This window comes from Arsukibacterium sp. UBA3155 (genome assembly GCA_002364615.1).
Taxonomy (GTDB): domain Bacteria; phylum Pseudomonadota; class Gammaproteobacteria; order Enterobacterales; family Alteromonadaceae; genus Alishewanella.
Genome location: DEYP01000026.1, coordinates 79,871 through 94,657 on the forward strand (window position 1 = coordinate 79,871; position 14,787 = coordinate 94,657).

Annotated in this window: 9 protein-coding genes; 4 read left to right on the forward strand and 5 right to left on the reverse strand. The window is 48.6% G+C overall.

Annotated elements, in window-relative coordinates; translation table 11 throughout:
* Positions 1-28 precede the first annotated feature (28 nt).
* Together B2X65_RS14250 and B2X65_RS14255 are read right to left on the reverse strand one after the other, a co-directional pair.
* The gene (locus B2X65_RS14250) at positions 29-1,654 is read right to left on the reverse strand and encodes a S8 family peptidase (protein ID WP_290613659.1); all 1,626 of its coding nucleotides are present in this window, start codon (positions 1,652-1,654) and stop codon (positions 29-31) included.
* 465 nt (positions 1,655-2,119) lie between these two features.
* The gene (locus tag B2X65_RS14255; RefSeq protein WP_290613661.1) at positions 2,120-4,375 is read right to left on the reverse strand and encodes a S8 family serine peptidase; all 2,256 of its coding nucleotides are present in this window, start codon (positions 4,373-4,375) and stop codon (positions 2,120-2,122) included.
* Between the two features lie 464 nt (positions 4,376-4,839).
* Between B2X65_RS14255 and B2X65_RS14260 the strand changes: the two genes are divergently transcribed.
* Both B2X65_RS14260 and B2X65_RS14265 read left to right on the forward strand, forming a co-directional pair.
* The gene (locus tag B2X65_RS14260; RefSeq protein WP_290613663.1) at positions 4,840-6,021 is read left to right on the forward strand and encodes an NAD(P)/FAD-dependent oxidoreductase; all 1,182 of its coding nucleotides are present in this window, start codon (positions 4,840-4,842) and stop codon (positions 6,019-6,021) included.
* 147 nt (positions 6,022-6,168) lie between these two features.
* Positions 6,169-7,086: a hypothetical protein gene (locus B2X65_RS14265; RefSeq protein WP_290613664.1), complete on the forward strand. Its 918-nt coding sequence runs from the start codon at positions 6,169-6,171 to the stop codon at positions 7,084-7,086.
* Between the two features lie 186 nt (positions 7,087-7,272).
* On the opposite strand, the gene B2X65_RS14270 is transcribed toward B2X65_RS14265, so the two are convergent.
* Positions 7,273-10,017, reverse strand: coding sequence for an AsmA family protein (locus B2X65_RS14270; protein ID WP_290613666.1), 2,745 nt, complete (start codon positions 10,015-10,017; stop codon positions 7,273-7,275).
* A gap of 250 nt (positions 10,018-10,267) precedes the next feature.
* On the opposite strand from B2X65_RS14270, the gene B2X65_RS14275 reads away from it, so the two are divergent.
* Both B2X65_RS14275 and B2X65_RS14280 read left to right on the forward strand, forming a co-directional pair.
* Positions 10,268-10,576, forward strand: a complete 309-nt coding sequence (locus B2X65_RS14275) for a hypothetical protein (RefSeq protein ID WP_290613668.1) — start codon at positions 10,268-10,270, stop codon at positions 10,574-10,576.
* Positions 10,577-10,635: 59 nt separating this feature from the next.
* On the forward strand, positions 10,636-11,610 hold the full coding sequence (locus B2X65_RS14280; RefSeq protein WP_290613670.1) for a DUF4862 family protein: 975 nt from the start codon (positions 10,636-10,638) through the stop codon (positions 11,608-11,610).
* A gap of 53 nt (positions 11,611-11,663) precedes the next feature.
* Here B2X65_RS14280 and B2X65_RS14285 read toward each other — a convergent pair whose 3' ends face one another.
* A complete protein-coding gene (locus B2X65_RS14285; RefSeq protein WP_290613672.1) occupies positions 11,664-13,736 on the reverse strand; it encodes a S9 family peptidase in 2,073 nt (690 codons plus the stop codon).
* 109 nt (positions 13,737-13,845) lie between these two features.
* Complete coding sequence (locus B2X65_RS14290) at positions 13,846-14,784, reverse strand: diguanylate cyclase (protein WP_290613674.1); 939 nt, start codon at positions 14,782-14,784, stop codon at positions 13,846-13,848.
* Positions 14,785-14,787: the final 3 nt, after the last annotated feature.

Here is a 14,787-nt window from a genome sequence, read left to right on the forward strand (position 1 = left end):
GTTTACGCAAGCTCAATCACGAAAACGATTAAGGATTGTAAGCGACCACCAGGTTAACACCTGTGAAGCTACTGTATGCACGAATACTGACATGCCAGGTATCCGCTACCGGATTACTAAAGCTGCAGTTTTCATTATTGCCCTCTAAGTAGGGGCGGCAGTCAAAGGTAGTTGTAGTTGGCCTGGCACCGCGGCGCACAAATAAATCAGCATCACCAGTACCCCCGGAGATCGTTGCTGACAACGTCTTCATGCCTGTTGGTACTGTTATGGTGTAATGTAACCAATTGTTTGTTGTAGCCGATAGGTTAGTAACGGTACCGCCGCCACCGGCCGCCGGCATGGCTGCCGTAACGGCAGCATTAGCATCAACAATACCCGTGCCACAGCCGCTGCAACTTGCTGGGAAGCTGCGACTGGAAGTTTTCAGGATAGTTTCAATTTCGTCTGGTGTGGCAGAGGGCTTAACCTGCTTAATCAGTGCCGCAACGCCCGCGACATGCGGCGCGGCCATGGAGGTTCCCTGACTATATCCATAGCTATCAGAGCCGGGCGTTGTGCTGCCCGTATTGTAAGTTGATAGTACACCATTTGGATCATTCGCCGAGGTCATTTGACCGCCAGGCGCTGCTACATCTATGTTGGTGCCAAAGTTTGAGTAACTGGCGCGGCCACCTTGCCTATTAGTGGCGGCAACATTTACGACGCCGCTACAATTACCGGGGTTATAATTAGTTGAATTGTCATTACTATTGCCGGCAGCTATTACTACTACCGCGCCAAGGCCACGCGCCTGGTTAATGGCATTTTGTGTGGTCGCACTACAGGCACCGCTGCCGCCCAGGCTCATATTAATTACTTTTGCCGGGTTCGCATTAGCAGGTACACCAGATACGCTTCCTCCCGCAGCCCAGATAATACCGTCGGCAATATCAGAGGTATAGCCACCACATTTACCTAATACTCTTACCGGCACAATTTTTGCGTTGTAGGCAACGCCAGCCACGCCGCGGTTATTATTAGTTACTGCCGCTATGGTGCCAGCTACATGGGTACCATGCCAGCTAGAGGCGCGGAAAGAAGTGGGTTGACCATTGCCACACTCACCTGCATTGGTCCAGTCGCCGTTATCACGGGCATCACTATCACGACCGTTGCTATCGTTACCAATAAAAGCGTCTGAAATCATGTCATAGCCAGGTAGCAGATTTGCGTTTAAATCAATATGCGGCCGGTAGCCAGTATCCAGTACGGCAACAACGACCCCCTGGCCCGTTGCTTTATCCCATGCGGCTGGTGCCCGCAGGCCGCCGGTGGTTTCAGAGTAATGCCACTGGCTGGTGTAACTGGTGTCGTTAGGTGTAAACGCCGTTTGCATTAAGACGTCTTCTTCGACAAATTCTACTTCGTCATCAGCGGCCAGTTGCTCGAGCATCGCTGTAGTTTCGCTTTTAGAAAGCTTTCTGCTGGCGCCATAAACGGCGTGACGTTTTAGCGCGGTCTCTTTGACAAAGCTGACTCGTTCGCCGGCCCGATCACTGAAGCGTTCAGCTTTTCTTTTTAATTTTTCTGCCCGACGTTGCTCACGGATTTTTAGTGGTAATTGACCGGTATCACTGTCGGTTTCAACATATTTAACAATAAAGCGGGTCACCGGGTCACCGGGCCATCGGCATAGTCGATGGTTTCTTCAGCTTGCAAGTTACTGCAAAACGCAACCGGTAAACACAATAAAGCAAGGCGACTTAATTTAAATGTACGGAATTTCATAATGAACTCTTAATTATTGTTTTTAATGGCATCCCTGGGTTTGATGAAAACATGCTGTTACACCACAGCAACATCGTAACTGTTTTAATAAAATTGTAAGAATTTGTATATAGGCAAAACAAAGATAAATTTTGGCTGCGTCATCCAGTTTGGCTGTCGTTTCAAAAAAAGGTATGTTTGATGGTTTAACGGTGTTTTCTATGTTCAGGCAGGGCACGATAAATATAGGGTGTAGCAATTTAATTCCAGAATGAGTTATAGCTTTTAGTTATAACATATATATTTAAGATTTAATTTCAGTAAAAGTAATGGCGCCACGCGGCGCCATTATTTAATGAATAAGCGTTTCTTAAGGCTTATATTCTACAACCAGTTTTAAACCGCTAAAACTGCTGTATGCGCGCAAACTGACATGATAAACAGCCGCTTGCGGATTACTGAAGCTGCAACTTTCGTTGCTACCGTTTTTATATGGCCGGCAGTCATAAGTGGTTGTTGTAGGCTGGCTGCCTCGACGCACATATAAATCGGCATCGCCGGTACCGCCAGAGCTGGTTGCTGTTAATGAGCTCATGCCAGCAGGAACCGTAATAGTGTAGTGTAACCAGTTACCTTTAGTCGCGCTCAGATTTTCTAAAGTACCGCCACCGCCAGTACTGCCGCCGCCAGCAGGTGCAGTATAATCGGCCACCAGCGACATACCTGCGTAAGCACTGTAACCGCTGATCATGACATGGTAAACACCAGCCTGAGGCGTGGCAAAGCTACAGTTTTCTGCATTACCGCCTTTATAAGGACGGCAATCGTAGCTTGACGTGGTTGGCTGGCTGCCAAAGCGCACGTATAAATCAGCATCGCCGCTGCCACCTGACATATTAAAGCTCAGGTTGCTAGCACCAGCCGGCACGGTAATAGTGAAATAAGTTGCAGAGCCGGTAGCACCAGTCAGGTTGGTTTTAGCAACCGCTTTTTCCAGCTCGTTGCCAGACGGTGGTGGTGGGGTGGTGCCGCCGCCAGTACCAGAACCATCACAGCCTTGCTGGTTGATATAGTCATATGCGGCTTTCGCGCGCACCAAGCCGAAACCATAAGAATTATCACGACCCGCTGCACCAAGATCCTCAGCGGTAACGGCTAATACATTACGGATTTGAGCATTGGTACATTGCGGGAAGTGGCTCCATACCAGTGCGGCCATACCGGCAACATGTGGCGATGCCATAGACGTACCGCTCATCAGGCCGTAGTTGCTGGCGCCAGAGCTGACGAAGGTTGTTTGCCCCAACCGACCTTGTAATGCCTGACCGACAGCTTGGGTTACGGCAAGGGCTGGAATGGTTGTACCAGGGTTATCACCCAGAGTGCCACCAAAATCGCCCGTGGTGTTGTTATAAATGATCGCTGCTAAACCGCCGCCATTTTCGCAAGATTGTACTTTTTGTACAAAACTGACGCTGCCACGTTCAATCAGACAGATTTTATTGGCGACACTGGCACACGTGGTGTCACCCAGGCCACAATTAGCTAGAGCAGCATTAGCACTGCCGTCGCTGGAGTTGGTCATTGGCGAGCTTTCATAGTTCGTAGTGCCAACACTCAGAATGGCTTCAAGGCCGGTACCTTCAGGGTAGGTAGAGCGGATATCCACACCCGGCGCTGCCAGTTCCACCTGAGTATTGCGCTGTGAGAAATCAGCTAATACTTTGTTTTTATCGATAGCGGCAACTGAAATAACCGAATTGTATGACGCCGGATACGACATCACCGTATTACCGTCGTTACCCGCCGCAGCAATCAGCAGTACGCCTTGATCAAAAGCCGCTTGCATCGCGTTGCTTTCAGTAGTGTTAGCACCACCACCACCTAAACTCATGTTGATAACGGTAGAGCCATTAGAAACACAGGTATTTACTGCATTAGCCAGCGTAGAGCTGTAGCCCCAACCTTCTTCGTTAAATACTTTAACAATATGCAACTTTACGTTGCCGTTTGGCATTACACCGACCATACCGGTGCTGTTATTTAGTGCGGCAATAGTGCCTGCAACATGAGTACCATGCGGACCGCCGTTATCAAACCAGTTGCCGGTACCTGCATCGTTGGTACCGGTAATATTACCGGTTAAGAAATCTTCGTGTGGTAAGTCTAAACCTGAATCGATAATACAGACTTTCTGATTAGAGGCGAACTGGTCACTGACCTGGTTTGCCTGAACCATAGTGTAGCCATAAGGAATTTGCTGTGCTAACAGGTGGCGTTTATAATCTTCCTCAACCAGTTCAACACTGCTGTCGGCCTGCAATTCAATCAGGGCGGCATCGTCCAGCTCAACGGCGATAGCTGACTGCGCTGCCAGCATCATTTTAACTTTGCCGCCGCGCTGTGCCAGCTTTTCAGATTTACGTTCCAGATTATATAACCGGCGCGCGTTGGCGTTAGTGGAGTATAGCCCAGGGCCCGTCTGCTCCATGCTCTGTTGCTTATACCTGACGATATAGCGTTTGGCATTTTGTGAATTGTCAGCTGCGTTAGCTTTGGCATTTTTGGGATGGGCGTTGGCAAACAGACGCGGCTGGTTGTCATCAGCCATTAAAGTGGGCGTCATAAGTATACTGGCTGGTATACATAGCAGGGCAAGCTGGCTAAGTTTAAATTTGGGTTTATACATGAATACACTCTTATTGTTTATAGTAATTATCATTTCCTGGATTGGGATGACCGCATATTGCAAATCAGCAATAACATCAAAGTTACTATTATCCAAAATGTAACTAAGTGTAAATGCGTGAATTAGTGACAACTGTTAACAGCTGAGCTTGGTAAAGTAGAGCGTTTCTAAAAAAGGGCTATTTTATTTTTGGCGAAATAAGCAACAAGCCAACTACAGCGGGCCAGCTCGCCGTGCGATAGATGACAATTAAGGTGTTGCTTTATAATTTAAAGTTATTAGTTAGCAGTAAAATTCATAAGCGGTGGTGTGATAGCCCTACAATTAAGTTCACGTTTGCCAATTGCATATGACGCGCCTGTCACCGACAATAGCGTTTTTTTGTAAAAGAGCTTTTTAGCATGCAGCAGTGGGATGTAATTGTAATAGGTGCCGGTGCGGCAGGCCTGATGTGTGCTATTGAAGCTGGCAAGCGCGGTCGCAGTGTCCTGGTGCTGGATAACGGTAAACGGGTAGGCCGGAAGATCCTGATGTCGGGCGGCGGTCGTTGCAATTTCACCAATATGTATAGCAGCCCGGAAAACTTTCTGTCGCAAAATAAGCATTTTTGTAAGTCAGCGCTTAGCCGTTACACCCAGTGGGACTTTATTGCCCTGGTGCAAAAGCATGCCATTCCCTATCACGAGAAAACCCTGGGCCAGCTATTTTGTGATGATTCTGCCAAAGATATTGTTGAAATGCTGCTGAAAGAGGCGAAAGCGGTCAATGTGCACATTGCGCTGCAGCAAAGCATCACCGGCGTCGGCTTTGGCGATGGTCAATACACTGTTACCACCGCAGAGCTAAGCCGGCAGTGTCACAGTTTAGTTGTTGCCAGTGGTGGTTTAAGCCTGCCCAATTTAGGCGCTACTGCTTTTGGTTTTCAGCTGGCCGAGCAGTTTGGTTTAAAAGTCCTGCCCCTGCGCGCTGCGCTGGTGCCGCTAACCTGGCAACCGAGTGACAAAGCAATATTTGAGGAAATCAGTGGTGTATCGCTGCCAGTAACAGCCGAAGCGAATGGCACCTTGTTCCCCGAGGATATGTTATTTACCCACCGCGGCTTAAGCGGGCCGGCGATATTACAAATTTCCAGCTACTGGCAACCCGGCGATCCGGTCATTGTGAATATGTCGCCCCAAACCGACATTGGCGAATTTCTGGCGGCGCAGCAGCAAGCGCATCCGGAGCAGGAGGTCAAAACCGCGCTGGCTAAACTATTACCGAAACGCTTAGTTGAAAAACTGCTGGAGCTGCAGGTTTTTACTAATCAGCCGTTAAAAGCACTTAATAATAAAAGCATTAAACAAATCGCCGACAGCCTGCATGGTTATCTGTTTAAACCCAATGGCACCGAAGGTTACCGCACGGCAGAAGTGACCATTGGTGGCGTTGATACCGATTATTTATCCTCGAAAACCATGGAAGCAAAACAGCAACCTGGTTTGTATTTTATCGGCGAAGTGGTCGACGTCACCGGCTGGTTGGGCGGCTATAACTTTCAATGGGCCTGGGCCAGTGGCTGGGTTGCCGGGCAGTACTGTTGAAGTTACATAATATCGTGTCACACCATGCCTGAAAAAAGCACTTCTACAATAGTTGACTATAATAGTCGCTGCAGTGTGCCTTCGCCGTTTACATATGAAGTCTCTTAATTCAGTTGTTGTTAGTTAAATTCATAAAAAGGAATCATTATGAAAAACATCTTAAAAAGGTCGACTTTAGTTGTAGCTGTATCAATGCTGTTATCGTCACAAGCCATAGCAAACCCCTCAACCACTATTGAACTTATTGAATATCCTGGAGCGGAAAATACCCAGGCGTGGAGCATCAATAGCAAAGGTGAAGTCGTTGCATCATCAGCGGTAAGCTTTATTTATGATCGCAAGTCCGGCGGTGTCACAGAGATTGACACCCCTGTTGGATACGAGAATTTAGCTGTTTTTGCTACTTCGGAGTCTGGTGATAAAGTTGGCTCAGCAATTGACGTAAATACCGGCCGCACGGTCGGTGTTTTTATTGATAAAAAAGGTAATGTCGATACCTTTGAACATCCCGACTCTAATGGTTTTACCCAAGCAAGGGCAATGAACAGTAAGGGTATGATTTCGGGTTTCTATTTTGATCAGAATTCCGGTGAAAGCTACGGATTTCTTTATGACCGGAAAAATACCGCCTTTACCACGATTGTTGAGAGCGCTTTTACTATTTCACAGGGCATAAATGCCTCAGGACAGACAGTAGGAAGTGCAATATTTTTAGAGAACAACCCCTGTGATCCTGCATCGCCTTTTGCCCGCTACGCTTGGGTCCGCAATCCTTCCGGTGATGTGATGTATTTTAACATTGAGGGCTTTCAATCCGCAGCCAGAGGTATTGCCAGCAATGGCACTATCGTCGGCTTTTATTTTGACAATGAAGGGCCTAAAGGATTTAAGATTGCAACGCCAAAGACACAGTGCGCTACTATTACGTTGGAAGAAGGAGAGCGGGTAAATATTCCGGATGCAATCGGCACTTATCCACAGTATATTTCAGATAACGGTAAAAACATTGTTGGTCAATTTATTACTGAAGATCAAAATTTTGTTGGTTTTGTAATAGGTAAATAAGCAACCAACCAAGTGGTTGGATAGGTCATCCTGCTATCCAACCACATAACGCCTTACACCTAATGGTACCGGGAGTTACTTACCACTGAGTGAGGTAGCCGGGCGGTATTGTTAATTTTACAAAACCGGGTAGATATTACAGACAATTCTGCCGGGTTTTTCTCTGCCACAAACTGTTTATTAACGCTAATTTTGCTGCTCGTTCATCGTCTCTGGCACGGTATCGAATATTTTGCCACAGGCCGTACCGGCGCTGCGAACCCGATCAAACAAACCCTGGCCCAGCAACGATAAACCGCCGGTGGCAATGGCTGCACCAATGGTAGCACCGGCTTTTAATATACCGGACGGGTCAGCTACCGGCTGCGGCTTGCCCAGGGTGCCGCCCAATCTGACGACTGATGCCAGATTGCTCAGGCTGATGCCAAGGCCATCGCGGGGTGTCGGCACAAAATCGATACGCAGGCTCTCATCATTAAGGTTGATGGTACCACCACCGCGAATTTTCATTTTACTGGTTTCAATAACTAACTGTTCCGGACTGGTCAGCACGCCCTGCTTAGCCTTAAAGTATACTGCGGCGCATTCCAGTTCAGTCGTGCTGTCGCGTTTAGCAAAGGGGTTAAGCAGATTAATAGTTTGCAGTAAGATATCCGAGCCGAGAACTTCAAACAGATTATTAGTGATAGTCGCGCCCTGGATTTCCAGCGCGATTTCGCCGGTTAAACTGGAAGCCAGTTGCTGCGGCGTATTACCATTGGCCTGTAAGTTCAGCAATAAGTCTGTTTCGCCCCCATCAATAAGCCCCTTATTCTGCTGCCCCAGATCTGCCGGTACCAATCCCGACACCATTAACCGGCCGTCTAAGCTGGCGCCCTTATCAAGCTGTTCAATATTTAAATGGCCGCGTACTTTGCCCTGCGCCAACTCAGCGTCAAACGGCTCAGCCTGAAGCTTGGAGTCCCGTATTACCAGCTGGGTTTTAATATTACTAAATGTGGTCTGGTTAAATTGCAGGCTGCCAATTGTCATCGCGACATTAGCAGTGGCAGCACTTAACCAACCCCAGTTAAGCGGGCTATCTGAAATCAAATCGCCACTATCTTCATCCACGCTTTCGCCCTTACCCTCCAGTGTTTCAGCAGTGGTGGTGGCAAAGCGATTTAAATCAATTTCTGGTGCATGAAAATGGCCATTTATTGCCACAAGCCTTTGAGTGTTATTCACGGTTAAACTACCCTCCAGCTGGCTATCACCAAGGCTGATATTAAAAGGATCAATTTGGTACAGCGTATTGTTGCCGGCAAGCTGTATTTTTAGTGTTAACGGCAGGAAGCTATCCCAGCGCGCAGTATCAATCTTGCTAAACGCAGAAAAATTTTCAATGTTTGCTACCAGCGTGGCACGGGGCTGTTCTGCGCTAAGCTGAGTAAAAGTGGTAGTAAGCTCAGCGTCGACGCCCACTGTTTTCAGCGTAATAACCAATGGCCAACCGGCTGGCTGTTCTGCTTGCTGAAAATCCAGCTTCATTGTCGCATTCAGCGGGCTTTCCAGTTGCCAGGCAGGTGTCGGTGAATTGCTGTCCTCTCCCTCGCTAACGGGATGCTGATAGATTGTTGCGCCCGCCAGTTCGGCCGTTACGTCCATGGCGTCGTTGCGGCTGCTGATATTGACGTTAAGATTTTGCGCCCGGTGCTGCTGATAATGCAGCTGTGCTGCCTGCAGATCAAGGTCGATTGACCACTGTGCCAGCCGTTGCAAAATTGCCGTTAAATCGGTTGCCGATTGCTTTTGCCCATCGTTTTTGCCGGCAACGACAGGAAATTGGTCCAGTGCAAGATTACTGGCTGTTATTTTGCCTGTCAGGCTGTGGCTAGTGGTATTTAAGATGCCGTTTGCCTGCAGCGAGCTATCCGCAAAATCCAGTGACAGGTTCTGTAAAGTGAAGGCTGGCTGCCCGGCAACAGCCTTAGCACTGAGCTGAAGCGGTTGACCACCCACTGCGCCGCTAAGTTTGAGTCCCCAGTGTCCCTGCTGCGGTGCTTTAAGGCTGCCATCCAGGTTTATTGGCGCTATCGGGCCAAGGTCTCTGTTAATTAAACTCCCAAGCGTGTCGTGCTCAGTTAACCGCACGCTGACTGTTGCTTCACCCGGTGTAATGCCATCGCTGCCTACAGTGCCGTTAAGCCGTATTTCAGCGCCAAAGCCAGCAGCGTAAAAATCTACATCCCTGGCCTGGTCAGAGCGGGGCAATGCCAGTCTGCCCGATCCGGTAAGTGGCTGGTCCTCATGGCTTGCCTGAAGCTTGACCAGCAACCGTTCATCTGACTCTTTTGTCAGCGTTAATTGCGATACCGTCAACTGGTTTGACTGATCGTCTTTTTCAGGGCTTGCTATGGTGCGGCTGTAAGTCAGGTCTGCAATATCAACTTCAGAAAAACTAAACAGCGCCGGGCGAGTGTTTCTGCTGGCGTTATCAGAAGGCTTGGCCGGTGTTTTTCCGGGGTTAGTCTTGTTGCTGTCAGAGTGTTGATTTTCAGAGCGTGGCAGCGCAGTACTCCAGTTAGTTAAGCCGTCATCCCGGTCAATAAGCTGCAGCTCAATGCCGCTTGCAGCCGCCCGCCACCAGCTCGGCGCAGAAGTAAAATAATTGCCCACATCTATAACCAGTTCTGCTTGTGCTACTTTTAGCAAATTTTTGCCGATGGGTGTTTCAGGATTGCTAAGATTAAGATTGGTGGCAGCTAGTCGTGGCGGAAAAAGGTCTACCTGCAGCGTGTCCACGTTCAGCTGATAACCTGTGGCAGCGGTTAGCTGTGCTTGCAGCAAACCAAGGTAAGATTTGGGCGCGACCAGCAATACCGTAAGGGCGATAGCGATTGTCGCTGCCAGGCCGAGGATAATCCAGCCAGTAATTTTTAGTGTACGCATAAGGGTACCCCATGCTTAACTTAAGTTTTCTCCATAAGCGGTACTTCATTTAACCGCACTGCGGTAACGCAAAGTGTTATGATCCGGGCAAACCGGTTTATCTGAAATGTATGCAATAACTATTCCTGCCGCCCCTTTGGTGTACTACGTGTCAATGGCAAGCCGGCTGCCGATTGTCGCTCAGACCAATTCCGGCTAAACTCTGCTAGCGGTGCAACACGCTTATTTTCCATTAAAAAACTGATTAGTAATGAAAAAATTATCCAAGGTGCAACTTAAACAACAAGCGGCAGTGCTTAGCGCGGTGACAGCATTAGAGCAACAGGCGCAGGCAGAATTGCAGGCTGTGGTGCAATGCTGGTTTAGCCTTGAGTATGAAGCGCTTCCTGGTTCTTTGCTGGTGCGGCTACAGTTTGCAGACGAGGCCGGGCTTGAGGCCGCGCAGCCGCACCTGCTAATCTGGCAAAAACGACTTAGCGGTTTATTGCTTAAAAAAGGGTTTGTGCTCAAAGATATGCGCAAGCATCTGGTATTTACCTGCAACAGCCCTGATGACTAGCCAGCGTTGACCCGCGCAGCCGCTTTCCCAACCAGCCAATTAAACGGATACGTTGAACCATGAAATACACCTTAGGCGCTTATGCTGCATCACCCAATCATAGTGGCTGGAACCCTGAGCTGGAAACGGCTTTTTATAATGCATTAAAAGCGTTACCAAATATTAAAGGGCTGGAGCATCCTTTTTTAGGTCAGTTGCATCAGCATGACGACGCCTGGTTTTTAACCAATATCGACCCAAAGTGGGATTATGTGTTTACCTGCATCCCCGGTATTATGAATGCGTTGGGCCAGAACCCCAAATTTGGCATTGCCTCAGATGACGATGCCGGGCGCCAGGCAGCGCTGAATTTTATGCAACAGGCATGCGCGGCAATTAGCAAATTAAATGCCCATGCTGGCCGAAAGGTTGTTACTGCTATTCAAATTCAAACCGCGCCGGCCCGCCATAAAGCAGCGTCATCTAAGGCTTCACTGCGCGCATCGCTAAAAACGATGCTCGGCTGGGACTGGCAGGGCGCCCAAATCGTTATTGAACACTGTGACGCTTATGTCGACAGCCATCTACCTTCAAAAGGCTTTTTAGCGTTATCTGACGAGCTGGAAGTATTAACCGCTGTTAATGCAACTATCCCTGAACAGCAGCAGCTGGGCATGGTAATTAACTGGGGCCGCTCGGTATTTGAGACCCGCACGGTAGCAGGCGCGGTGCAGCATATTGAAGCAGCAAAGGCGGCCGGGTTATTACGCGGTGTAATGTTCTCCGGCGTATCAGATAAGGATAGTGAATACGGTGCCTGGCGTGACTCTCATCAGCCAGCGCAGCAAAGTGAGTTGATTAAGCACGGTGAGCCGGGTAGCTGGATGAGTGAAACGGCAATTCATCAGTGTCTGGCAGCCTGCGATAAGCTCGAAACCTTGCAGATATTAGGGGCAAAAATCGGCATCAGGCCGTTAAATGCCTCAATTGAGCAACGATTTGCAGTTATCCACGAGACATTGGCGATACTGGATCGCTATTTTGAGGCTACTTAAGTCTAGCGGACTAGGCCAAACCTGTTTGACCTTTTTGGCTTTGGCTTAGTTTCCTATTTACTTGGCGTGCGGTATTTCTCAAACCAGGCCAGCATATATTCTACTTTTTCAATCATCCGGCTTGGTGTGTTCGAAATACCATGTGGCGAGCCGGGGATCCTTACCAGCGCTGTATCTACCCGGCGAATTTGTAGCGCCTGATAAAACTGCTCTGACTCTGAAATTGGCGTGCGCCGGTCCTGCTCGCCGGTGATAAGAATAGTGGGCGTTTGCACATTACCTACCAGGCTCAGTGGCGAGCGCTGCCAGTAATGATCAACATGCTCCCAGGGTACGCCGGGAAACTGATAAAAGGTCTGGTACAGGTAGCTGTCACCGGTAAGTACCTTGCTCAGCCAGTTAATCACCGGCTTTATTACTGCTGCAGCTTTATAGCGATTAGTTAAACCAATAGCATAGGCTGCAGCAATACCACCAGCCGAACCGCCACCGATAAACAGGTTGTTTTCATCAATAAAGCCAAGCGCAAGCATGGCATTCACACCGCTGTCGTGGTCGGCATAGTCTTCCGGCGAGCTGTATTTATTTTGCAACAACAGCGCAAAGCGTTCGCCATAGGATGAGCTGCCACGGTGGTTATCGTATAACACCACATAGCCCTCTTTGGCATAGCGCTGCATTTCTGCGCTCCACTGCGCGCCATAAGCTAAGTGTGGCCCGCCATGAATTTCCAGCAACAAGGGGTACTTTTTGGCCGGGTCAAAATCCGGCGGTGTCATATACCAGCCCTGAATATCCTCACCATCGAACGACGATTTATAGTTAATTTCATGCACCTGCGCCAATTTTTTATGGCCCAGTAGGTCTTCGTTCAGCGCCGTCAATACCGTGCTTTTACCTTTTTGCAGCACAGCAACATCGCTCGGCCGCTGGCTGGTACCATGGGTATAGGCGATAACGCCATTGTCAGAAAGGCTGAAACTGCCGCTTAAATAAGGCTGCGGTTGTGACACCCCACCTAAACTGCCAGTCAGCTCAGTGAGTTTATCCTTGGTCGTTAACGTTGCCAGTTTGCGCTGGCCATGGTCATCGTATTGCACCACAAAGCTGCTATTGCTTTGCCAGTCAGCCGCAGCAATACTGCGGTCAAAATCTGCGGCAACATCGCTGATGCTATTATTGCTAAGGTTCAGTATTTTTAACTTACTGTTGCTGTAGGGCACCAATGCATTGCTTTGCCATAAAAAGGCCAGCTGTTTGCCGTCGGGCGAAAACACCGGTGCAGACTCATCACCAGCAATAGTGGTCAGGGCAGTCAGCTCATTACTGGCTAAGTCCAGCCGGTACAGATTGCTGTCGCGGGGCTGAAACTCCCACTCGGCGTCCAGGTTAGCTGAGAACACCAGTGCTTTGCTATCGGGGGTAAAGCTAAGATCACTACCATAGTGGAAGTCACCAGAGGTGAGCTGACGAGCGCTACCACCCGTTACTGGCAGCACAAAAATCTGACGGAACTGTGGCTTTAAAAACCCCTGACCATCGGCCTGGTAACGGGCCCTGTCCAGCACGACTGCAGACTCTGACCACTTAGCGCCTTCAGGCTTTTTAACCTTTTTCACCCGCTGTTTCACATCGGCTTCGCTGGCTGCCACATTCATGGTAAGTGCCAGCTGAGTGCCATCCGGTGACCAGCTCAGGTTAGCCGGGCTTTGCGCTAAGCGTGATAACTGAGCAGTTTTATTCCCGGCCAGATAATGCAAATGAATTTGTCGGCTACCGCTGACATTGCTGATAAAGGCCAGTTTTTTGCCATCGGGTGACCAGCGCGGCTGACTGTAGTTAAAATTATCTGCAAATAGTGGCAGTTGCTGGCCGGTTTTTACATCCAGCAGCCACAAGCTGGTGCGGGTGCTGTCGGTCATAATATCGTTGCTGGCCCGCACATAAACAATTTTGCTGCCATCGGGCGATATTTGCACGTCGCTGGCATATTCCAAAGCAAAAATATCTTCAGCTTCAAAATACGGGCTGCTGGTAGTGCTGGCAGCAACTGGCATAGCATTAAACAGCGCGCTGCCCAGCAGTGCACTGGCTAAAAACTTAATGGCTAACGGAGTAAGTTTCACGGGTAGGTTCTCGTTGTTCTCGCAGTAAAGATTAAACTACCTGCTTTGTGTTTTGGGTTCAAACGGACCACGACCAACCAGCCGTTTTAAGCGCCTGATAGCGCAATTGTTATTGCAGTACTGCTTGACGAAAACAATTTCGGCCACTTTGTTTAGCGGCATATAATTGTTTATCAGCTAATGCTGTAATGGCTTCTTTTGACGCTTCATCGTAGGGGCTGGTAGCGCCACCAATACTAATGGTAACAATACCATGCTCAGTAGTTGGGTGCGGTATCGCTAATTCAGCAATGGCCGTCAGTAACTTGCCGGCCACTTTATCAGCTCCCTGCCGGTCGGTATTCGGCAGTATGACCACAAATTCTTCGCCACCATAGCGGGCCACAATGTCGTTTGGTCGTAAGCAAACGTCTTCTAATGTCTCAGCCACCCTGCGCAGTGCTTCGTCACCAGCCAAATGGCCAAATTGATCGTTAAATAATTTAAAATGATCAATATCTATCATTAACATCGATATTTCGCGCTGCTTTTGCCTTTTACCGATAGCAATTTGTTTCTCAAGGTTACTGTCTAAAAAACGTCGGTTAAAGATGCCGGTAAGGCCATCTACATAAGCAAGCGAATGTAAAAAGTCAGTTTGACGCTTTAAGGTTAAATGCGCTTTAATTCTATGCAGGAGTGTATTGGCATTAACGGGTTTCTGGATAAAGTCTACCGCGCCAGCTTGCCAGCAGGCATCTTCTTCTTCCTGCTCATGCAATCCGGTAACAAAAATAACGGGGATGGCCGCAATAGTTTCATCTGCCTTCATGGCCTTACATGTCTGCAGTCCATCCATATCAGGCATCATAACATCCAGCAAAATTAAATCTGGCGCACTGTCGCGGCAAACCTGCAGAGCCTGCACTCCGGATGTTGCCATGAGTACCTGATAATTATCGCCAAGAATATGATAGATAATTTGTATATTGGTCGGTTGGTCATCTACCACTAAAACAGTAGCTTTACCAAGCGACGCTAAAAAACGATCCATTTTTATATCAGCCATACA